This window comes from Dyadobacter koreensis (assembly GCF_900108855.1).
In the GTDB taxonomy this organism is placed as follows: domain Bacteria; phylum Bacteroidota; class Bacteroidia; order Cytophagales; family Spirosomataceae; genus Dyadobacter; species Dyadobacter koreensis.
This window is the reverse complement of record NZ_FNXY01000003.1, coordinates 79142-101105: the sequence shown is the minus strand read 5'-3', so window position 1 is coordinate 101105 and position 21964 is coordinate 79142. Positions and strand designations below refer to the sequence as shown.

Sequence of the window (21964 nt, the reverse complement as noted above, 5' to 3'; positions counted from 1 at the left end):
TTCGAATTTTTTACATGATGAGACTTACGTGGCTTTTTGTGAAATTTAAATGATCTGTTAATACGCTTTTGGGCTTAATTAAAACCTTCAGGCGCTCAACTTAAAAATGGAGAAATTTTATCCTTTTTCGAAAAATAATTGCAGACGCATCCAAATGCGCAATTAGATATTATTCTACATTATGTAAAATATTTACTATAAAATTGCTGGATATTAATTGAGAATAATTATTTTTGTGTAGTTAAATTGTAGAAATAGTTTGTAAACCTATCTTTCACTTAATTTTCAAAAATTTTAAGTTTTATGACAACGAAATTTACCATTTCCTCTTTCATTACCGTGTTCGCTTTGGCCTTCGGGTTATCTTTTTCTGTCTTCGCGCAAGATACAAGGACAGACAATCATCAGATCATAGTTGAAGTTCCAACCGTTGCCCTACTGGATTTGGAAACTTCCGGCACAAAGAACATTACTGCCTCATTTATTCAGCCAACCCTTTTGGAAGCAGGACAAAAAATCGCTGCACCTGCATTGAACAACACTTTATGGCTAAACTACTCTTCGATTCAGGAAGGAACAACAACAAAAAGAGTGGATGTAAAGGTTAATGAAGTAGTTAGCGGTGTGGACATCAACCTGGTAGCAGGAGCCTCTGCCACTGGGGCGGGGACGAAGGGGACCCCGACAGCCGGTTTCATTTTAACAGCAGCAGATCAAACGCTCGTTGGCGGAATCGGAAGTGCATACACGCTGACAGGCTCAGGAAACGGGCATCAGCTGACGTACACATTTGCGGCTGAGGATGCTAACTATGCAGCTTTGCGCTCTGGAAGCACAACAGTTACTGTCACATATACATTGGCGGATAATTAAAATTTCGAATCACTTTCAGAGGTTATGTTAACCGGGCTTAGGCTCAGGATTTTAAGTCTGGTTAACAACTTTAATTGAGGTCACATGAAGTTTTTTGCTTGGATTTTACTGTTCATTATATTGCCAAAATATGTCCGGGCCTCAGTCGTTGTGCTGAATGGCCTGACGCATATTCATACGCTCCCAGCTCCCGACGGAAAAACTCAGGGCACGGTAAAAGTAAAAAATGAAGGCATCAAAGATGCACGTATAATTATCTACCGTCAGGATTTGGTTAGCGATTGTGGGAAACCATCATCTTACCCGGATCCGAACAGCCATAAGTATTCTCTCGGAGACGGGCTAAGAACAAATGTTGACGAAAAAATACTTTCTGCCAATGAGGAGTACGAAATCCGTTATAATATTGAGCTTGAAATGGACAAATCGTCTCCCGGATCTTATTGGGAAGTAATTATGGTGGAAGTGGCTGATCCAGTGCGAGATGAATTGAAAAATGGAGTCCAGGTAAATTCAAAGGTACGTTATGCCATTCAGGTTATTGTTGATGTTGGAGACTATGAAGGACCAAAATTATCTTTTGAAAGTATTTTTCTCGACAAACCACCCGGGCAAGAACAAATTCTTAAAGTCCAGTTAAAAAACAATAGTTCGTTCGGCTCTCGTGCTAATGTTGTTCTTGAAATTTATGACGCGCAGGGAAATAAGCTAAAAACGACTGAACCTAATACCAGAATGTTATATCCTGGTTATTGCAACACTTTTGAGGTGCCAATAAGCAAATTGCCCGCAGGTAAATATGACTGTGTGATCATCGCTGATACCGGAAAGGATTTATTTGGCTCCAATATTTCAGTACAGGTTGAATAAATTGTCAAACTTTATTCACCAAATCGGCTTGTTTTTCTGATAAAGATTGAGTGAATACGACTACACTATATTGATCCGTATCGTTATCATATTTGTCTGCATGATTAATTTGAAAGGATTTTCGCAATCGCAGATCCTTCTCTCATTATCAAACTCTCCCGGGAAGGTAATTCCTGGAGGCTACGTCACGTTGTTTTTTGACGTAAAATCATCCACACCATTTTCAACTCCAATTGAGGAATTTATTGTATTGCCTGAAAAGTGGACCTTACTTTCTGAACGAAAACCTGAGATTGTTCCGGGACAAAAAGACCTTCGATATTTTTTTGTTATCGGAACACCTTCCGAGTGCAGTGCCGGTGAATTTCAAGTTGATTTTAAATTTTCAGCTAATGGACAGCAGCTTTCAAAATCCGTTTCGATCAGCATCCAGGAAGTCAGAAAAGTCGAAATATTTGTCGTTTCACAACCAGAATTCGTGAAAGAAGGGGATACGCTTCACATTGAATATCTCATCCAGAATTCGGGAAACATCACTGAAAAAATTGCACTAAGAACGGATCGTGGAAAAATTGAAAATCAGGGAGACAGTATAATTCTCATACCTAACGCAAAAACGAAGGTCATGGTCTCCCAGATTATTCCTTTTACTGAAAATAATGCCTGGCAAACTTCGTCGGAACTGACGGCTGTGTTAGCAGGGGAAAAGTCGCCCGTATATCAGGTTACAGCAATTCCGGTATTTTCCTCAAAAGTCAAAAAGATCGACCGCTATTTCCGATTTCCTGTTGAGATAGGTGGAGGATATCTGTCTTATACCTACGGAGGTAAACACATGTATGCATACCAGTACACTGTGAACGGAAGGGGTTTTGTTGATCAAAAAGAAAAGCACTTTGTTGATTTTGTAGCGCGCGGACCCAATCAGTTTGTGTTTCCGGCAATTGGAAGTTATGACCAATATTCTCTTGATTACCAATATAAACGGAATACCTTCATTTCGCTTGGCGATTATGTTTTGCAACTGAATAATCTGATGGAATTTGGCCGCTTTGGCCGAGGTGCAAAACTGCAACAGCAATTCAGGAAAATCGGGTATACAGTGTTTTACCAAAAAGCGCGGTTTTATTTTAACCAGAAAGAGTCTGCTGGAGGCAAGTTTATTTACAAGATTAGCGAGTCGTCGAATATCGCCGTTAATTACATGTCTAAAAACGTTGTTCAGCGAGATTCTGAATTCTGGTCGAAACTCGTAGGAATATCGTCAGTAATAAGAACAAAAAATTTTCAGCTGGAAACAGAAGTTGCCCGTGGATTTGCGCGTGAAAAAACAGATTACGGAGCATACATTCGAATGCAAATGACAAAAAGCTGGCTGTCTCTTTCGGGTAATCTGATTTATGCGGGAAAGAATTTTTATGGATTTTACAATAATAGCCTTTTGATCAACAGCAATGTAGGTTTTAATATTACGAAAAAAATCACCTTGGGCTTGAACGGGAATTTCTCAGATGTTAATCCGAGTCTCGATGCGAACCTTTACAGTGTTTCTCCCAAAGACCGGAGTTACATGGCTTTTCTTTCTTATCAGCTCAATGCCAAACATAGATTCTTCGTTTTTTATGCGATACAGGAAAGAGAGGACAGACAAAGACCTTCTCAATTTCATTACTCGGAAAATTTCGGAAATATTTCTTATAATCTCTATCAGGAAAAATTCACCCTGTTTTACCAGGGTCGTTATGGATTTTCACGCAATGAACTTATTCCGGACAACACGGGCAAGCGGGAATCTTTTTCCAATCTCGCACAACCATCCTTCCGGATTTTTTCGTGGATATGGATTGGAAGTTATCTCGAACATCAGCATACGAGTAAATTTTCCAACGCTAACGTGATTCAGGATCTGTTTTTTTATGGGGGTAATGCAAGAATAAATCTCAAACGAAACTTGTTCGCAACTTTCCTGTATCGTAATAACTATGCGCCAGACGAGCTTTATGAGAAAAGAAGTTATATGGACGCATCAGTACTACTGGATTTAAAAAGGCACCGTTTTACTCTGACCGGTGGAAGATCGTTCATTCCCAACATGAGTAATTCCGATCAGAATACACTGTTTTTTAGCCTGAGATATGCCCTGAAATTAAATGTCCCGTTACACAGAAAAAGAAATATCGGAACGGTCAGGGGGCGGCTGATTGGATCCGGGTTTTTAAAACAGGGAAATCTTATTCAATTGGGAAGTCATAAATTTCTGACCGACAGCACAGGTGTGTTTGCGTTTGAAGGGGTTGTTCCGGATCGGTATTATCTCAGCATTAATCAAAACGAATCCAAACATGATGGGGTGGTACCAAACGTTAAAATGCCGATGTTTGTAGATGTGAAGGCGGATAGTTTAAAAATTCTCGAAATTCCATTCACAAGAACCGGAGGCATCACCGGTAAAGTTGAATTTATGAAACCGAACCGGAGCGGGTTATCGTCCTTTCTCGTACAACGGCCTACGGTTTTGATCAAATTGGCAAATGAGACTACAAATTTTATGACCGAATTGAATGATAAGGATGAGTTTTCTTTCAAAGAAATGAAGCCGGGAAACTGGACACTTTCTGCGATTATCCCCGGAAATCAGGACCGGTTCGTGATTGAAGAAAATCAGAAACAGTTTGAGATTGCAATCGATAAAACGATGACGGTTGTTTTCAAAATCAGGCCGAATGAGAAGAGAATTCACTTTTCCGAAAAGAGTTTTGACCTTTCCATTAAAAAATGAGATATGTGTTTACCCTGTCGCTTATTTTTAATTGTTTCAGTTCACTGGCACAGACAGTTCAACCCATTGTAAACGTGAGTGTTACGATGCCGTCGGTTGCCCTAATCGATTTGCTTTCAACAGGTTCATTTAATCCAAATTTAAAAGTTGTCGCACCGACGGAAGCCGGGAATGCAGTGAATACGTTTGCCTCGAATTCAGATAACTGGTTGATATTTACTTCCGCAGTAGCAGCTGGAGCTTCCAGAAGTATCAAAGGAAATATTACCGGGACACTGCCTGGCGGACTGAGGCTGCGTCTGGATATTTCGCCGTATGTAGGAAGCGGAGCTTTTACGCCGGGCAGTTGTTTTGTGACCAGCAACGTTTACCTTACTACAACTCCAACCAGTTTTATAGACACAATTAAAGGCGCTTATACCGGAATTAACGCAGGTAGCAGCGGATATAAATTGAAATACTCACTGGAAGTTCAGAGTTACGGCAATATTCGAAGTGGCCTGACGGCGATTACAGTTCAATATACCATAGCAGATAACTGATGAGAGCTTATCTTTTCATACTGTTTTTTTTATTTTTAAGCGTAGTATGCTTCTCACAAACCACAAGCGTTGCGATAACAAACGGCAGCATGGGAGCGACGTGGAGCATTCCGACGTTGTCATCAACGATTACAAAAGCAGGCAAGAACTATGAACATGTTGAAACGAGTGCTCTCAGTCATACGTATTTAAAAGTTACTTCGATAGCATTCTGGAATGTCAGCGTTCAGCAAACCGTAAGTTCAAACTGGGATCCTTCGTTAAAACTTTTTGTGAGGCGGAGCGGTGACGGAACCGGTCTCGTAACAATTTCCGGGGGAACAGCATTCCTGCCGGTAACTTCCGGAAATACACTTTTTTTTCAGGATTACTTGGACTGGGTTTTGGACGTGAAAATATTCCGGTTCAGTATAAAATCGAGGGATTATCGGTTTTGCTTCCTGTAAAAACCTACACGACTACAATCGTATTCACAATTTCTGGCCTGTAATTTTCAGGATTAACGTAAAGCACAGAAGTTACTGGCAACGCGAGCAAATTTGTAAAATCTTTGTGTGCTTTGCTTTTTACTTTACTACTTTGTGTGAAAAACTCGAAGCCGTAACGAAATCTTTGAAAATGCAGTCAGAAAAATTCGACATTATCATAAGCGGAGGTGGAATGGCCGGGTTGAGCCTGGTCTATCGTGCGTTGAAGGAAGGTATTTGGAGCGGTCAGAAAATCCTTATCATCGAGAAAGATAAAAAAGATCAAAATGACCGAACCTGGTGTTTTTGGCAAAAGGATGAAGAAAGATCGCCGTTTGAAGAAATCATTTTCAGAAAATGGAGTGACCTTTTGTTTTTCACCAATCAGGGAGAAAAGATAAAACTCGCTACCGGCACGTATGGCTACAAAATGATCCGGAGCATTGACTTTTACAAGCACGTACTTTCCTTTATTGAAAAATTCGATCAGGTCAGTTTTATAAATCAAGATGTAAAATCTGTCATTGGGAAAGCAGACGGAGCAGAAGTTAACACGATTGAAAGGACCTATTATGCAAAGTATGTCTTTAATTCTGTTTATGTAAAACCGACGTTAAAAAGCCATGATCAATATTTTTTGCAGCATTTTAAAGGTGTAACGATTCAGACAAGCGAATTCAACGAAGAGCCTTCACAGATAAATTTCATGGATTTCAGAACGTCTCAAAAAAACGGTGCAACCTTTTTTTATACACTTCCACTATCCCGGACAGAAATTTTCACAGAATATACAATCTTTTCCAAAAACCTTTTAACGCAGGAGGAATATGATGCGGGTATTCAGGAGTATATTGATAAAACTTTGAAAATTAATAATTACAAGATTATAGAGGAAGAGTTTGGTGTCATCCCGATGACTGATTTTTCCTTTCAAAGGAGATCAGGAAATGTGATTAATATAGGAAGTGCGGGAGGTGACACAAGAGCTTCTACCGGATACACCTTTTTAAACACACAGAAGACTGTATCAAAAATTATCAAATCGTTTAAGGAAAATAACCATCCATTTTTTAAACCGGAAAACATTTCGCGTAAGCATAAATTGTTGGATGCTACCATTTTAAATGTCTTTGATGCGGGATATTATCCGGGAGATGAAATATTTACTGATCTTTTTAAAAATGTAGCAGCGAAGACCATCTTCAAGTTTCTCGATTCGGAAAGTTCAATCCTGGACGACCTGAAAATAATGACCAGTTTACGGGCAAAGTATTTTATTGGACCTTTTTTGAAAGTACTTGCCAATAAGCAGGACTATTTTAAAAACTCCTGAGCTAAATTTTACCGAATAATCAAAAATAAGACTATTCTAAGATTCGAGGAACTATAATCTTCCACTTTTTCGTTGTCATGCTAACAAGTTCAGTTAAATCGCATGAGCCGCAAACAATACTCCTACATGATCCTGATCCTAGGATCTCTCGCTACCGTTAGTCCATTCTCCATCGACATGTATCTACCTGGATTTCCCAGGATTGCCATGGATTTAAATACGACCATCGACAAGGTTCAGTTGTCGCTGACGGGGTATCTGATTGGAATATGCATCGGTCAGGTTTTGTACGGGCCTCTTTTAGACCGCTTTGGAAGAAAAACACCACTTTACGCCGGGCTTGTAATTTATATTCTGGCATCTATTGGTTGCGCCTTGACTTCCTCGGTTGAGGCTTTGGTGGTTATGCGCTTTTTTCAGGCAATCGGAGGTTGTGTAGGTTTGGTATCTTCGCAGGCTTTGGTGAGCGACTTGTTTACTAAAGATAAGAGAGCGGAAGTTTTTTCAATGATTACGCTCGTGATTGCAGTTTCTCCAATGATTGCGCCGACGGTTGGCGGTTATGTGACTTCTGCTTTTGGCTGGAACTGGGTTTTTATAATTCTTGCCGGTATTGTGCTTATGATTATCGGGGCCATTTACTTTTTTCTTCCGGCCGGCAAAATGCCTGACCCTTCGGTTTCACTGAAACCACAGGCTGTTATCGGAAGTTTTATGACGGTACTTCGGCAGCCTCAGTTTTTGATATATGCAACAGCCGGCGGTCTGGCCACAGCTGCGCCATTTGCTTACATAGCTGGATCGTCCGACGTTTTCATGAATATTTACAAGGTTTCTGAACAACAATATGGCTGGATTTTCGCATTTCTGGCCTTTGCCATGATCGGTTCTACCCAGTTGAATCATTTTCTTTTGAAGAAATACAACAGCGAACAGATTATCAAAACGACTTTATTGTACCAAAGCGTAGTTGGGACATTGCTGGTTCTTGGGGTTTATTATAATTGGTATAACCTGTATACTTTGATCGGGATGATGTTTATTTTCCTGACCGGACAAGGATTGACTGGCCCCAATACTTCGGCACTTTCCCTTGCACCTTTTAAAAAACATACCGGAAGTGCTTCCGCGCTGATGGGAAGCTGGCGGATGGGCGCAGGCGCGATCATTTCTATTATTGTCAGTGTTTTACATAACAATACGGCCATTCCTATGGTAGCAATGATGGCGGCTTGTTCGCTAGTGAGTCTGGTAATTTTATTTGTAGGTAATGCAACCGTCAACAATTCTGCACGTAACAGCGATGTGGAAGGTGAAGTTTCTGTGTTGCTTTAAGGATGTTTTTCAATTTAGTTTATATAAATCCAGACCTATGAAAATTACAAAGTGTGACTTTTCAGCGGCTTCCTTCCCGATGACTAGTTCATCTTATGCGCAACTTCAATCTGTTAGTTACGCCGACGGCACGCAGAAATTAAACGGTCTAACTGCCAAACCCAAGATAACAAATAAGAAAAAAGCGGGTGTGTTAATTCTTCCTGCCTGGATGGGGATTGATGCCCATGCGAAGAATAGTGCCGAAAAATTATCGGCTTTGGGGTATTACACTTTTGTAGCCGACATTTATGGTGAAGGAAAGGGGCCAAAAGATCAAAAGGAGGCTAGTGAATTAGCAGGATACTACAAGAAAAATTACTCAGAATATCATAAGCGCATTAAATTAGCTTTGGATCAGCTGATCAAGGCGGGAGCAGATCCTTCAAATCTTGCGGTGATCGGGTATTGTTTTGGAGGCACAGGAGCCGTTGAAGCGGCGCGGGAAAATTTTCCGGTAAAAGGAATTGTTTCTTTTCATGGAGGATTGGGCCGCGATTCCAACCGTACGATTTCGCCGATCAAACCAAAACTTTTGATTCTGCATGGGGCTGATGATAATATTGTTCCGGGGATGGAAGTTGCTGCCTTTCAGAGTGAATTAAAAAAGGCAAATGCTGACTGGCAGATGGTTTATTATGCAAACTCAGTTCATAGTTTTACGGATCCTGCTGCCGGGAATGACAATTCGAAAGGTGCCGCTTACAACGAGAAAGCAGCGAAACGTTCCTGGGAGGCAATGCTTCAATTTTTTGCAGAGATTTTTTAGATAAAGAATTGAGAATCCTGTATTGTTAATTACTTTTTGCGCTTACGTAAAACGAAATTATCAGTACAGGATTTTTTGTTTTCGTACAATGCCGGTATGCTCCATTAATTTGACATCAGGACGAAATAAAAATTAGATTTATTCGTCTGTTTTCTTAAACTTGGACATAAAATTATTGAACTACGAAATTCTGTATTAGCCCACAACTTAAATCCTTACAATGAACAAGTATCTGATCCTGGTCTTTTTAATGAGTGTTTTTATGCAAGCCTGTCAACAGAAATCTTCCGAAGAATTGCTTCCGCCGGTTGGTGAATTATTTGACAATTACTACGAAGAAAAATTGCCGCTTTATCCGCTGGAAGCCACCATGAACGGCGACAACCGTTACAATGACCTTTTTCCAAATGATCTGACAAATGATTATAAAAAGAAGCTGGTAGATTTTTATAGTAAATACCAAAAAAATCTGGATAAGTATGATCGTGAAGAATTAGGTGAAGAAGAAAAAACGAGTTGGGATCTCCTAAAGTGGGAGTGCAGCATTAATCTTGAGTTATTGGCTTTCCCGACAGAACTAATGCCGATGAATCAGATATTTTCTACGCATTTGATGGTTGCCCAACTTGCGAGCGGAGGAAGTATGCAGCCATTTAAAACGGTGGATGACTACGACGATTGGTTAAAACGTGTAGATGGATTTACTGTATGGTGTGACACAGCTATTGTCAATATGAAAGAAGGCATTCAGAAAGGATATGTTTTGCCTTCACCTTTAATCAAAAAGATGATTCCTCAGTTGGCAGATATGGATCATGGACCGGCAGAAAAGCATTTGTTTTATACGCCGGTAACCAAGTTTCCCGAATCTTTTTCAGCTGATGACAAAGCGCGATTTACGAGCAGCTATAAGACGATGGTGGAAGAAAAAGTCATTCCGGCGTTCAGACGTCTGCATGATTTCGTTGAAAAGGAGTATCTGCCAGCTGGTAGGTCCACGAGCGGATTTATGGATCTTCCTAATGGAAAAGCGCTTTACGACACTTATATCAAGTATTACACAACTACTTCGATGACATCTGAAGAAATCCATTCACTTGGACTCAGCGAAGTGGAGCGTATTTCAAAAGAAATGCAGAAGGTAAAAGAGCAAGTTGGCTTCAAAGGTGATCTTAAATCATTTTTTGCAAGTGTAAGAACCGATAAAAAGCTAATGCCTTTTACAAAACCGGAAGAGGTCATTGCTCATTTTAATCAGATTCATGAGACGATGAAACCGAATTTGAAAAAGCTTTTCGATCTGACTCCGAAGGCGGCGTTTGAAGTACGGCGTACTGAAGCATTTAGAGAAGCTTCTGCTTCCGCTGAATATAATCCGGGCTTGGCGGATGGTTCCAGACCGGGCGTCTTTTATGTTCCGATCCCTGACGTAAAAGAATATAATGATGTTTCCGACGAGAGTTTGTTTTTGCACGAAGCGATTCCGGGACATCACTACCAGATATCCTTACAGCAGGAAAACAAGGCTTTGCCAACGTTTAGAAAAAACATTTGGTACAGCGCATATGGAGAGGGGTGGGCACTTTATTGCGAATCGCTCGGGAAAGAACTAGGTTTATATACCGATCCCTATCAGTATTTTGGCATGTTAAGTGCTGAGATGCACCGGGCCATAAGGCTGGTTGTTGATACAGGAATTCATTCAAAGGGTTGGACAAGAGAAAAGGCAATTCAATATTCCATCGATCACGAAGCGGAGTCAGAAGAGAGTATAACGGCCGAAGTTGAACGTTACATGGCGGGGGCAGGGCAGGCTTTATCCTACAAAATCGGGCAGCTGAAGATCCGTGAACTAAGATCGAAAGCTGAAAATGAAAAAGTAGAAAAATTCAATATCCAAGAGTTTCACAACAAAGTATTGGAATCGGGATGTGTTCCTTTAAATGTGCTGGAGGCGAAAATCAATACCTGGATAACGGGCGTGAAAAAAGCATAAGGTAAAGTTAAATAACAAAAGCGCTCCGGAAAGTAATGATCCGGAGCGCTTTTGTTATGAATAAGATAAATGATCACGTAATGACCATCTTTACATCGTCTTTTGTATTTTAAGTACGAACACCTCTGTAACATTGGCCAGAGCGGCAATTTCTGCTGCCGTAAATTTTGCTGTTGCTAACAGATTTCTAACAAACTCAGATTTGCTTTCTTCCCGGCCCTTAACTATTCCCCTCTCAATACCTTCTTTAACACCTTCCTTTTTTGCAAGGTCAAGTACCAGTTCCCTTATGCCCATACTCTTTTGGTTTTCAGTTAGCTCTTGAATTTGTGTATCAAATTTAGCATTATAAAACGGATCTGCAAAGGTGACATATCTTTGCAAAAATATGATCAGATCGTTGATCTTTTTCTTTGGAATATTTCTCTCAAACAGATTTTTGGCAAGAGAGAATTTAAGATTGAACAAATCCTCGTCGCTCAGATTCTTTTTCTTTAACGCCAGTAAAACAGTCAACACAACAACCGAAAACGGATTGTGATTTTGAATCAAAAGGTCTTCGTTTTGATCAACGATTTTATACGTATTGAATCGAAAAAGACACTTGGTTCCCAGATAGTCGTAGGTATACTCGCGAGGCCTGAATTTGGGGTTGGGATCAGTAAAAATTGCCACGGCGGTTACCGGCTTTCCATACTTGTCAAGAATACGGTAAAAATATTTAAACATTCGCCTGGCAAAGTCCTTATCATCATATCCTTGAACTTCTATGTGTACAAGAATCCATTCGTCCGTGCCGCTTTTCGTAAATACCTTTACAAGTTTGTCCACAAATTTAGGAGATTCCAAGTCTTCTGCCGGAAACAGTTGTTCTAACTCTTTATCTAAAAACTGAAAACCTTGTCCGATATCAAACAATTCGTCTGCCCGCTCAAAAAAGAACCGCAAAAAGTCCTCGTAAACATTTTCAAGTATGCCTTTCCATAGTGTGTCATTACGCTTCATTGTCTGGCAGGTTGATGAAATCATTTACCTTTCGCTAGGTGTTTGCAGAGCGCGAACACTTAGCGAAAGGTGAAATGTATTTTCAAAAACAGACGGACGCAAAGCTAATTGGTCACTTCACTCTGTTAAGGGGATAACCCAGGAGGGCATAGAAATATTACCCTGGCAAAATGCTAAGAAATAATCTGCAATAAATTTAAGACATGGCTGGACCGTCAGAATGAAATCACTGACAGAATAATGGCATTAAACTAGCTGGCGATTGCCGTAAAACTTTTGGATTCTGTTAAAGCGGGGCCGCTAATCATTTTTTTCTTCATTGCTTCCAAACCGATAATTACCAGCTCTTTGTAAAGCTCCTGAAGAGTGATTCGTTTGTCGTTTTCTTCCAATTCAAGTTGAAGCTGTTTTGCTTTCAAATGAACTTTGTCGGGTACGTCAAGATTAACTTTTGCCATTGTAGCGGAGATAGGTTAAATTTTATAGTTAGGTTATATTGTTCTTATACGCAGGGATTTTCCGATTTGATTAGAAATCAAAAAATAATTTATAGTGCGGAGATATAATAAAAAACTAACCCGATAACGAAGGGTAAATACGGAAATCCGAATGTGCTTTAAATTTACCTTTTTAAAATAAATTAAATAAGCCAAAGAATAAAAAGATTAATAAATTCTTTTAAAAGTTACATAATATTAAAAATATTTACTGTCCCTAATGCTTATTTTCAAGTCTTTGCCACATTTCGGTACATGCTCTGGCATTGTGATATGGGCATTTCCAGAAATTTACCTTATCGCCTTTAAGCTGTGTGCCATCTTCTTCAACCGCACCAAACCACTCTCCACGTTCCTTGTCAATAAATTTATTGTTGACATAGTCCCAGCTTTTTTCTGCTTTTAATTTGAAATCTGCCTTTCCTGTAAGCTGATATGCATTATAAAATCCTACCATTTGCTCTGCTGCAACCCACCAGCTGCGTTCCGTTTTGGTATGTTTGGTTTCAGGATCGTATTCGTAATTAAGTCCCCCATCAGAACCAAGACCTGTCGAGGCAGCTTCTGCCATTAAAATGCATTGTTTACGCGCCTTAGCCAGCAATTTTTCATTTTTCAATACCTCAGCAGTTTCGTATAAAAGCCAGGATGCTTCAATATCATGACCATATGAAATCACTTTATCCTTCGATTCCCATTTTTCATTAAAGAACATCTCCATCCGATTTGTCTGGCTGTTCACAATGCGGTCAAGGATTACGTTTAACATGGCTTCTGTTTGCTTTTTCAGTGTTTTGTCCGGCCATACACGATACAAGTTTGTATATGCCTCCACCAAGTGAAGATGGGTGTTCATACTTTTATTCCATGGACTCTTACTCAAAATGTAGTCGTCGGTATCAGTCCAGTCTCTGGCAAAAGCTTCACGATAACCTCCGTTAGCAGGATCAAAAGAATGTTTTTCAATGATAGAAAATAATTCTTTTGCACGTTCGAGGGCAGGGGGGAAGTTCGTTGTTCTGTAATATTCACTTAAACCATACATCGCAAAAGCATTTCCATAGATCTGCTTTTTCATTTCTAATGGCTTATTATTCGAGTCAGTCGACCAGAATACACCTCCATATTTTGCGTCAATGAAATGAATGGAAAGGTCCTGGAAAGCACGGTCCGCAATGATAAGGTATTTCGGATCTTTTAAAAGTCGCTTGGCCATGGAAAACGTCCAGAGAATCCGACTGATAATGACAACTGCATGAGGTGCGTCTGCAACTCCTTCATTATCATAATTTACGCGTCCATAAAACCCACCGTTCTTGCGGTCAATCGCGTATTTTTCCCAATAACTGAGAATGTTGAGCAACTCTTTTTTGAAAGATTCCGGAGAAAAGTCAGCCATATGTTGTGATCGTTTATGAAAAAAGATATACTCAATCTCAACTTACTTGTCTTTTCTCCGGTCTTTGTCTTCCTAATTATTTTATTTCGATAAATTGCTCTTTCACGTTCCAGCCTTCTAATGAAACTAGCGGCATTTCTTGTGAGGACGGCGTATAATCCATAACCACGGTTTTGTTTTCTCCCGGCAAAACTGATATATAATTGTCGTCGTAGAAAACAGGGAGAATTCTCTTTTTCGTTTTTGGATCAACCAGTGAAAGTCGATTAAAAAAAGCGACTGGATTTTTAGCAGGATTTGATAGGGTAACTTCAACCTTTCCTTTTGCAACCTGTCTGGTTTTAATACCGATTTCCGCTTTTGGGATGGTATTTAATCCACTGTAATTTCCTTCTGAGTCCGGCAGCCAGTACAAATTATCGCTGACAATTTCTTTGTCAAGGTTTAATAATCTTAGCGACAAGAAAACCCCTTCTTTTTTAGCCAGCTCGCGAATCGAATTGTTAATGGGTGTTATCATTCTTGTTGTCGAAGGACCAATCTCCGCAAACGCCTGGCCCAGGCTGGTTTCTTTGCCATTCATATCGATCGTCTTGGCGACCCACATCAAATCGTATTGGTGTTTGAATGTGTTGTTGGTAATCATTATTGTGCTATCAGCCTGGTTAAACATGACGTGTAACGGTGCACTTCCGTTGTGTAACCCATATAAACAAGCATTAGGGTCCAGATAATAATCATACATCTGGCCGCGGAGCGAAGTCCATGGATTCTGCGTTTTCCATATAATCACACCTGTATACCAATCCCACATATGCGCGCTGAAACCTTCCATCAACGAACGGTACTGATCATAATTTACGAGCTGCGCCTTCTTTCCAAAATCCCGGAGATCCTTCGCTTTCCCATATGGCTCGATATAGCCGCCGTAGCCGATATACTTATGATAATCCCAGACTGAATCGACAGTTTCTTTTTTGCTTTTTGTATTATAAACCGGTGCAACAAGATTTTCTTTTGACATAAAACGTTCCAGTGATTCGTAATCTCCGACACCGACAGAACCAATTTCTGAGTTAAACGGCCAGGTTCTGTATTCAAAAAAGCGCTTTAACGGCTGTATTCCGTACGGGCCATCGCCATTTCCTCCAAGTGAATTGAAAGACATATCGTCGGAGTTTGAATAATCTACAAACCAACGCGTTCCGTCAAGTTTTGTAAGGATCGAATCACGAAGCGGAAGCATGATATCCTGCGGCAGAGTAATCTCGTTTCCCCCACACCAGATCGCAAGTGATGGATAATTCCGGATCATCTTTATTTGATCGGCGGCAGATTCAAGAAATAAGTTATGATCGTCCGGATATTTTCGGCGTACCCACTGATCGTCTCTTTTCATTGGATCGGTCCAGCGGCCGTTGCAGTCGCCCGATCCCCAGAAGTCCTGCATCACCAAGATTCCATACTTGTCGCATGCATTGTAAAATTCAGGACGCTCTGTCAGCGCTCCGCCCCAGATACGTAGCAGATTCAGGTTCATATCGCGGTGAAAGCGAACTTCGGCGTCATAACGGGCATCCGTAAAACGAAGCATTGCATCTGAGATAATCCAGTTACCGCCTTTAATAAAAACCCGCTGGCCATTAACAGAGATCTGTTTGCTTCGTGTTACGGAATTCCAGTCTGCCTGAATTTCACGAACACCCACATTAATTTTTTCTTCATCCGAAACAGTACCATTAAGCACAAACTGTACTTTGGAAGGATATAAATGCTGTGCTCCGTAACCATAAGGCCACCAAAGTTTTGGATTTTCTAGAAGAAGATCCGGTAAAGTAATTTCTGACGTTGAGTGAGGTCTTATTGTTATTTCTTTCGAAACTTTCTTTCCATCGATCGTGAATGACAGAGTTCCTTTTAAAGCAGTATTTGATGGATTTTCAACTTCTGTTGATACTTTAATTGTGGCAGGTTTTTGAGCACCTTCGGGTTTGCGCTGCCCGGGAACGAGTGTTATGATATGAGGATTTTTGATATTTACCTTTCCTGTTTTTTCAATAATAACTTTATCCCAGATTCCTGTATTACGGTCACGAACAGGCTGGATCCAGTCCCAGCCGGCAACATATTGATGCGCCACATTTTTCGCAATGGCTCCGTCGCCACCTTGCCCGCCATTAGGATTTCCAACTTCATCAGGAGGATACACGATAACGGCGAGGCGATTTGTCCCGGTTTTTTGCAACAAAGAAGTAATATTGAAAGATTGGCGCAGAAACATCCCGCTATGTTTTTTCGCGTTTAGTTTTTTTCCGTTCAAGAAAATATCTGAGCTATAATTAACACCCCTGAAATGAAGCCAGACCTCTTCGCCGGATTTAACGCTCTCTGAAAAATCCTTTACGAACCAGTAAGTGTAGTAATCATTGCCAGTCTTAAAAATATCCGGGATTTTTTCATTATTCATGCCAATGAAAGGATCCGGAATTTGCTTATTTTCCAACATGGTTGTCAGCACAGTACCAGGAACCACGGCTGGGATCCAGTCAGACAATGAATAGGCAGGCGTCGATATCGTCGTGCCCGAATCCTTTATTTTCAGAATGGTATTGCACTTCCAGCCAGAATTCAATTCGTAGAAACGCTGTGCAAAAGTGTTAAAATGTACTAAGAAGAATAAAGAAAAATATGTAAATAAGAATTTCATTAGAATATTTGGGTATAAGAATAATCGTTACGACAAATATATTCTAACAAAAACAGAGAAGAAAGAAATTATATTGGTTTGATTAAAATATTAAACAAGATTCCTCTTATTATTAAATTATTTTCAAAATGGGCTATGAAAATCTTTCGGCAGAGATCCGGTTCATAAGGAATGTGGTAAAAATATTATCCCGGCTAGGAACCGGGATAAATTGGATAGCTATAAATCTGCGGCGATTAATTAATCGCCCTGATTTTCTTCAAGGTCATTATGATTGTCTCCACCTAAACTGTAATAATTGTTCTCCTCATCCTCATTTCCATCGATTTCTTCATCATCATCAAGTTCAGAACCTGGCACGTCCAGATCGTCGCCTGTCAAATCGTCATCGAAATCTTTTTCATTCCAGTCGTCGGCGTCTAATCCCAATTCTTTTTTGATTTTGGTGATATCTTCCGGATCGATATCTTCCTCGATCAACCCTTTGCTGAAAACATCTTCCGATGCAGGGTAGAGCGGATATCCCGGCAAGTCATCATCATCATCGTCGTCTAGTGAAAAATCGTCATCAATTATCATGTTAATAGAATTTAAGGTTAGCGGAATTTTTAGTCAACGCCTAAAACATGGGTCAAAAATATTACTGACAATTGTTTTAAACTAATTTTTCCAAAAATCATTCCATAAGAATTTATTATTTTGAAAATCATTAAAACGGTCAGAGTAATATTGCCGTCATAATGCTTTTATTATCATGGGTTAATCGATCCATCGGTCCAATTATTACATAAAGTTAAACTTTTCTAAACCTTTTGATCAAACAGATGCAAAGAACATTTTTACAAACTGCTACAATTTTTACGGCTTTGGCAGGAATTAGCGGAATACTAGCCCTGACAACGGCTGATGATACAAAGAGGTTGCACAAGAAAGTGGCTATAAATGAAACAGATAATAAAATAAAACTTCCGACTGGCTTTTCTGCGACGATTTTGGCCACAGATCTCGGTCCGACAAGACATATTGCAGTAGGTAAAAGCGGAGATATTTATGTGAAACTGTCAAAACTAAAAGAAGGGAAGGGAATTTACATTTTACGTGACGCAAACAACGACGGGGTTATCGATGAGAAAAAAATGTTTGGCAACTATCCGGGAACAGGAATTTATATCAAGGACGGATATCTGTATTCTTCAAGCAACACCGGCGTTTTTCGTTACAAACTGAATGAAAAAGAAGAGATCATTAATACAGATCAGCCCGAGAAAATTCTGGATGGGTTGGTTGATAAAGGACGCGATAATGCGAAACCTATCACACTGGACAAAGATGGAAATCTTTACGTTACAGTGGGCTCTTACAGTGACAATTGCAGAGAAGCGGGAACAGGAAAGGGAATGTCACCATGCTCAATTCTTGATTCCGCAGGCGGAATATGGAAGTTTAAGGCCGACAAATTGAACCAGACGTTCGCAGACGGGAAACTTTACAGCACGGGTCTGAAAAATTCGGTTGGTATTGACTGGGATACCAAAACCAATACTTTGTTTGCAACACAGCACGGTAGAGGAAAATTCGACGATTTTTATCCTCAATACTATACGCCAAAACAAAGTGCAGAATTGCCGGCAGAAACCATGTATCAGCTGAAAGAGGGCGATGACGCTGGCTGGCCTTACATTTATTATGACCACATCCAGAAAAAGAAAATCCTGGCACCTGAATATGGCGGGGACGGGAAAAAAACAGGAGGAGAAAAAGCGTTGAATCCAGTCGCTGCTTTTCCTGCGCATTTGGGGCCGAATGCCCTGATGTTTTATACAGGTGATATGTTTCCGGCGCGTTATAAAAATGGAGCTTTCATCGCGTTCCACAGTCAGTCAGCAGAGTTGCACAAAGGATATATGGTTGCGTTTGTTCCATTTGTGAACGGAAAAGCAGGGAAATGGGAGATTTTTGCAGATAATTTCGCAGGTGTTGATCTGGTAAAACCAACAGGGCCAATCGAACACCGCCCTTGTGGATTGGCACAGGGCCCGGACGGCGCCCTGTACGTCACGGACGATTTGAACGGAACGATCTTTAAAATCAATTACAAGAAAAAATAGTTTTTTAATAAATACAAAGGAGGCTGACTACGCGATTTTATGCGTGATCAGCCTCTTTTGACAATGCCGGTTAAGTAAAAAATTAGATTTCAACGGTTTCGTATGCTCTGATCCTTTCTCTCAGAAAATCAGGAATGGAGACGCTTTTATTAGATTCATAATCGTACAAAACCATGGTTGTATGGCCGGTAGTTGTAAGTTCTTCAATGCCGTTAACGATACTGGTAATCAGATAACTTATTTCAAAACTTTTCGTGCCGATTTTACTGGTTCTGACGTATACATAAGTTGGATTGGGGAAAACGACCGGTCTCAAATAATCTACGTGGGCACTAGCCAGTATCACACCGATTTCTTTCCAGTTCCACTGGCAGGCTTCCTGAAAGTAATATACCCTTGCCTGTTCGAAATAAGTAAGATAAACGGCGTTGTTGACGTGGCGAAGCTCATCCATATCACTCCATCGAATATCCAGTTTCATAGTAAAAATATACTTCGATTTTTCGTCTTCCAGATTGATCATACGATTGTTTTTATTTAAATAATAGTCGCAAAAGCGCGTACCGGAAATGTTCCGACACCTTTAAATTTCGGCGGGACGGCGCTGAACCGGAATTTTTCAAACGGTAATTTATCCAGATTGCAGAGATGTTCTACGATCAGGATTTCTGAGCCAAGAAGTGTTGTGTGAACAGGCCTGCTTTTTACTCTCGTATCGTCGATATTATGGCTGTCGATACCAACCAGTTTCACGCAGCAGTCACGTAAATATTCGGCGGCTTCCTGGGTTAAGTACGGATGATTTTCAAAATATAGATATGTATTCCAATGTCTAGACCAATCCGTCCTGACCAGTACTGCCTTATTTCTGATTTCCAGATTTTTAAAATGTTGAGCAGTAATTTCCATGCATTCCGGAATATGAACCGTAACAGAATCAAGATTTGTAAAGGCTTCCAGGTCCACTTCGGACAGGTCTTTTCCGTGCTCAAAGCGGTGAAACGGACAGTCAATATAAGTGCCGGTATTGGCCACCATCTCAATTTTTCCAATCTGGAATTCTGTTCCTGCTTCGTAGTTTTGTCGGGATTTCTCCCGGCTTAAATAATCGCAGATAATCGGAGCGGGGAGTCCCTTATACGTAATTAATCCATCAAAAATAACATGGCTTAAATCGATAAATTTTTCAGAAGGAATAACTTTTTCAGTTTTCCGCTTATGTTTTTCGCCGATGTAGTATTTGTTAAGAATATTAACTTTTCCAACCATCAGCAGCCGAAGATCCTTGATGATATAATCTGCCAGTTCTTTGTCAGAAACCGTGTCCGATTCAATATCCAGACGGAAATCCTGGCCTTGTATGCCGCCACCGTTTGTGAATTCTATTTCGAAATCAAATACTACCCTTTTATCCATGACGGTTTATTAACTTGAATCCGACATTACATTTAACCGTAAATTTTGCATTTTCTCGTAAACTAAAAAAGTGTAACCTGATGAACGGCTACACTTCCTCAACATTATAAATTGATTATCGCTGAATTAGAAATTAGTATCTGCTTTTTTCAAATCTTCTTCTTTAATCCAGATATTCCGATAATAGACATTGTGTCCTTCTGACTGTAATTTTAGTCCTCCGGGCACGTCGGTAATTCCCTTCCCGCCATCATTCCCTCCATCGATGCCTGAATTAGGCCCACCCCAAACCTGGCTGATCGAGTGATTGGTATGTACTTTTTTACCATTAAAATAAAGTGTAACCAACGGTTTTTCGACCAGTTTTCCGTCTTTAAATCGTGCAGCGCGGAAGAGAATATCATAAGCATTCCATTTGCCAATGCCATTATATGCCTGGTAAGGAGATTTTGTCTCGTTGATAATAGCAGCCATACCGTGCGAGGTCGTATCTCCGTCCAAAACCTGAATTTCATATCTGTTTTGAAGATATACGCCACTATTTCCGCCTTCCTTGGTTATGAGAAATTCCACATGCGCACGAAAATCGCGAAACTCTTTCTTCGTCACAATGTCGGCTGAGCCGTAAAGTCCGCCAGCCGCAGCCGGGTCGAAACAATTTATAACGGTACCTTTGTCAACCGGATCATTCACCACAGTCCATTTGATCGGCATCTCGGCCTTCAACCGCGGTCCTTTCCAATAAATCCATTTTTCATCCAGCATTTTTTTAGAACCATCAAGAAAAACTTCTGCACCTTTCACAGGTTTGGTTCCAACACCGACTTGTGAATAGGCAGAAGTAAACAGTCCTAAACTTATAACGATAGCCGGAATGATACGGCCTACACGATTAAAGGGCATAAATTTTGTCATTTGGTTTTGAGTAATAATTTGAAGCGTCTTTGTTGAACTTGTATTTGATGATATAAGTCAGTGAGGTTTTTTAATTACTCGAAATTTGCTGTGAAAGGAAAGTTACTTCGTCTTAACATAAAAATGCGAAGTATTATTTTTCCCGGTATGCCGCTCTTCTACTTCAATCGTTTTGATCGAGCGAATCAGATCCAGTAATTTTTTATGACCATAATTTCGCGGGTCAAATTCAGGTCTTTTTTTCAGGATCATGTTGCCCAGAACACCCAGGAAAATCCAGCCATCTTCGTCTGCAAGATCGTTGATACTTTCGGAAATTAATTTAATCAGCCCTTTGTCAATTTTAGAAACCGGGATAATTTCTTCTTTGGGAACAACGGCCGATTTTGAAGCTTCAAGTACTGCAGTCTCTTGTTTTGTTTCTTTTTTGAGGATTTCGATGTAGATAAATTTATTACAGGCCGCAATAAAAGCTGATGGGGTTTTCTTCTCTCCAATACCAAAAACCTTCATTCCTGCTTCACGAAGTCTCGTGGCCAGCCTGGTAAAATCACTGTCACTGGACACAATACAGAATCCATCCACATTTCCGGTATATAAAATGTCCATGGCGTCAATGATCAATGCAGAATCGGATGAATTTTTTCCGGTCGTGTAACTATACTGCTGAACAGGCGTTATTGCATTTTCAAGTAAAACCGTTTTCCAGCCCGAAAGGGTAGGTTTAGTCCAGTCACCATAAATCCGTTTGAAAGTTGGTGTGCCGTAAATAGCAATTTCTTCCAGCATACCTTTTACGTTGGCATACGGCACATTGTCGGCATCAATCAGCACCGCAAGCCTAAGTTCTCTGGTATTTTCCATACAATAAAGGTAAAGGAAGATAGGCAAAGGGCAAGGAATATTCTGTTCCT

Annotated in this window: 19 protein-coding genes; 10 read left to right on the top strand and 9 right to left on the bottom strand. The window is 40.3% G+C overall.

The annotated features are described in order from the left end of the window. Window positions 1–303 precede the first annotated feature (303 nt). The 9 genes from BMY70_RS09110 to BMY70_RS09070 all read left to right on the top strand — a co-directional run bounded on the left by BMY70_RS09110 (window position 304) and on the right by BMY70_RS09070 (window position 11003). Complete coding sequence (locus BMY70_RS09110) at window positions 304–873, top strand: hypothetical protein (protein ID WP_177196991.1); 570 nt, start codon at window positions 304–306, stop codon at window positions 871–873. Window positions 874–957: 84 nt separating this feature from the next. Then, window positions 958–1743: a hypothetical protein gene (locus tag BMY70_RS09105; protein ID WP_229209546.1), complete on the top strand. Its 786-nt coding sequence runs from the start codon at window positions 958–960 to the stop codon at window positions 1741–1743. A gap of 100 nt (window positions 1744–1843) precedes the next feature. Continuing rightward, the gene (locus BMY70_RS09100) at window positions 1844–4522 is read left to right on the top strand and encodes a hypothetical protein (protein ID WP_229209545.1); all 2679 of its coding nucleotides are present in this window, start codon (window positions 1844–1846) and stop codon (window positions 4520–4522) included. Next, entirely contained in the window at window positions 4519–5064 is a 546-nt protein-coding gene (locus BMY70_RS09095; protein WP_090334872.1) for a hypothetical protein, read from the top strand. Before BMY70_RS09100 ends, BMY70_RS09095 begins: the two co-directional genes overlap by 4 nt. Further along, entirely contained in the window at window positions 5064–5510 is a 447-nt protein-coding gene (locus BMY70_RS09090) for a hypothetical protein (protein ID WP_090334871.1), read from the top strand. Before BMY70_RS09095 ends, BMY70_RS09090 begins: the two co-directional genes overlap by 1 nt. 172 nt (window positions 5511–5682) lie before the next feature. After that, window positions 5683–6864, top strand: a complete 1182-nt coding sequence (locus BMY70_RS09085) for a lycopene cyclase family protein (RefSeq protein ID WP_090334870.1) — start codon at window positions 5683–5685, stop codon at window positions 6862–6864. Window positions 6865–6966: 102 nt separating this feature from the next. Continuing rightward, window positions 6967–8199, top strand: coding sequence for a multidrug effflux MFS transporter (locus BMY70_RS09080; RefSeq protein WP_090334869.1), 1233 nt, complete (start codon window positions 6967–6969; stop codon window positions 8197–8199). A 37-nt stretch (window positions 8200–8236) separates the two neighbouring features. After that, window positions 8237–9007 carry a dienelactone hydrolase family protein gene (locus BMY70_RS09075; protein ID WP_218148616.1) on the top strand — a complete coding sequence of 257 codons (771 nt, stop codon included), beginning with the start codon at window positions 8237–8239 and terminating at the stop codon, window positions 9005–9007. Between the two features lie 220 nt (window positions 9008–9227). Continuing rightward, a complete protein-coding gene (locus BMY70_RS09070; RefSeq protein ID WP_090334868.1) occupies window positions 9228–11003 on the top strand; it encodes a DUF885 domain-containing protein in 1776 nt (591 codons plus the stop codon). 90 nt (window positions 11004–11093) lie between these two features. On the opposite strand, the gene BMY70_RS09065 is transcribed toward BMY70_RS09070, so the two are convergent. From BMY70_RS09065 to BMY70_RS09045, 5 genes are all read right to left on the bottom strand, one after another. Continuing rightward, complete coding sequence (locus BMY70_RS09065; protein ID WP_090335469.1) at window positions 11094–12008, bottom strand: RpnC/YadD family protein; 915 nt, start codon at window positions 12006–12008, stop codon at window positions 11094–11096. Window positions 12009–12259: 251 nt separating this feature from the next. Further along, entirely contained in the window at window positions 12260–12466 is a 207-nt protein-coding gene (locus BMY70_RS09060; RefSeq protein WP_090334867.1) for a hypothetical protein, read from the bottom strand. 256 nt (window positions 12467–12722) lie between these two features. Beyond that, window positions 12723–13904, bottom strand: a complete 1182-nt coding sequence (locus tag BMY70_RS09055) for an AGE family epimerase/isomerase (RefSeq protein WP_090334866.1) — start codon at window positions 13902–13904, stop codon at window positions 12723–12725. A 76-nt stretch (window positions 13905–13980) separates the two neighbouring features. Further along, entirely contained in the window at window positions 13981–16611 is a 2631-nt protein-coding gene (locus BMY70_RS09050) for a glycoside hydrolase family 2 protein (protein ID WP_090334865.1), read from the bottom strand. 240 nt (window positions 16612–16851) lie between these two features. After that, window positions 16852–17190, bottom strand: coding sequence for a hypothetical protein (locus BMY70_RS09045; RefSeq protein WP_090334864.1), 339 nt, complete (start codon window positions 17188–17190; stop codon window positions 16852–16854). A 245-nt stretch (window positions 17191–17435) separates the two neighbouring features. Between BMY70_RS09045 and BMY70_RS09040 the strand changes: the two genes are divergently transcribed. After that, complete coding sequence (locus BMY70_RS09040) at window positions 17436–18719, top strand: PQQ-dependent sugar dehydrogenase (protein ID WP_090334863.1); 1284 nt, start codon at window positions 17436–17438, stop codon at window positions 18717–18719. A gap of 82 nt (window positions 18720–18801) precedes the next feature. Here the strand turns inward: BMY70_RS09040 and BMY70_RS09035 are convergent, their stop codons facing one another. From BMY70_RS09035 to BMY70_RS09020, 4 genes are all read right to left on the bottom strand, one after another. Continuing rightward, complete coding sequence (locus BMY70_RS09035; RefSeq protein WP_090334862.1) at window positions 18802–19242, bottom strand: acyl-CoA thioesterase; 441 nt, start codon at window positions 19240–19242, stop codon at window positions 18802–18804. Between the two features lie 14 nt (window positions 19243–19256). Continuing rightward, a complete protein-coding gene (locus BMY70_RS09030) occupies window positions 19257–20135 on the bottom strand; it encodes a cyclase family protein (protein WP_090334861.1) in 879 nt (292 codons plus the stop codon). 126 nt (window positions 20136–20261) lie between these two features. Beyond that, a complete protein-coding gene (locus BMY70_RS09025; RefSeq protein WP_177196990.1) occupies window positions 20262–21038 on the bottom strand; it encodes a 3-keto-disaccharide hydrolase in 777 nt (258 codons plus the stop codon). A 114-nt stretch (window positions 21039–21152) separates the two neighbouring features. Beyond that, window positions 21153–21914: an NYN domain-containing protein gene (locus tag BMY70_RS09020; protein WP_090334859.1), complete on the bottom strand. Its 762-nt coding sequence runs from the start codon at window positions 21912–21914 to the stop codon at window positions 21153–21155. Window positions 21915–21964 lie beyond the last annotated feature (50 nt).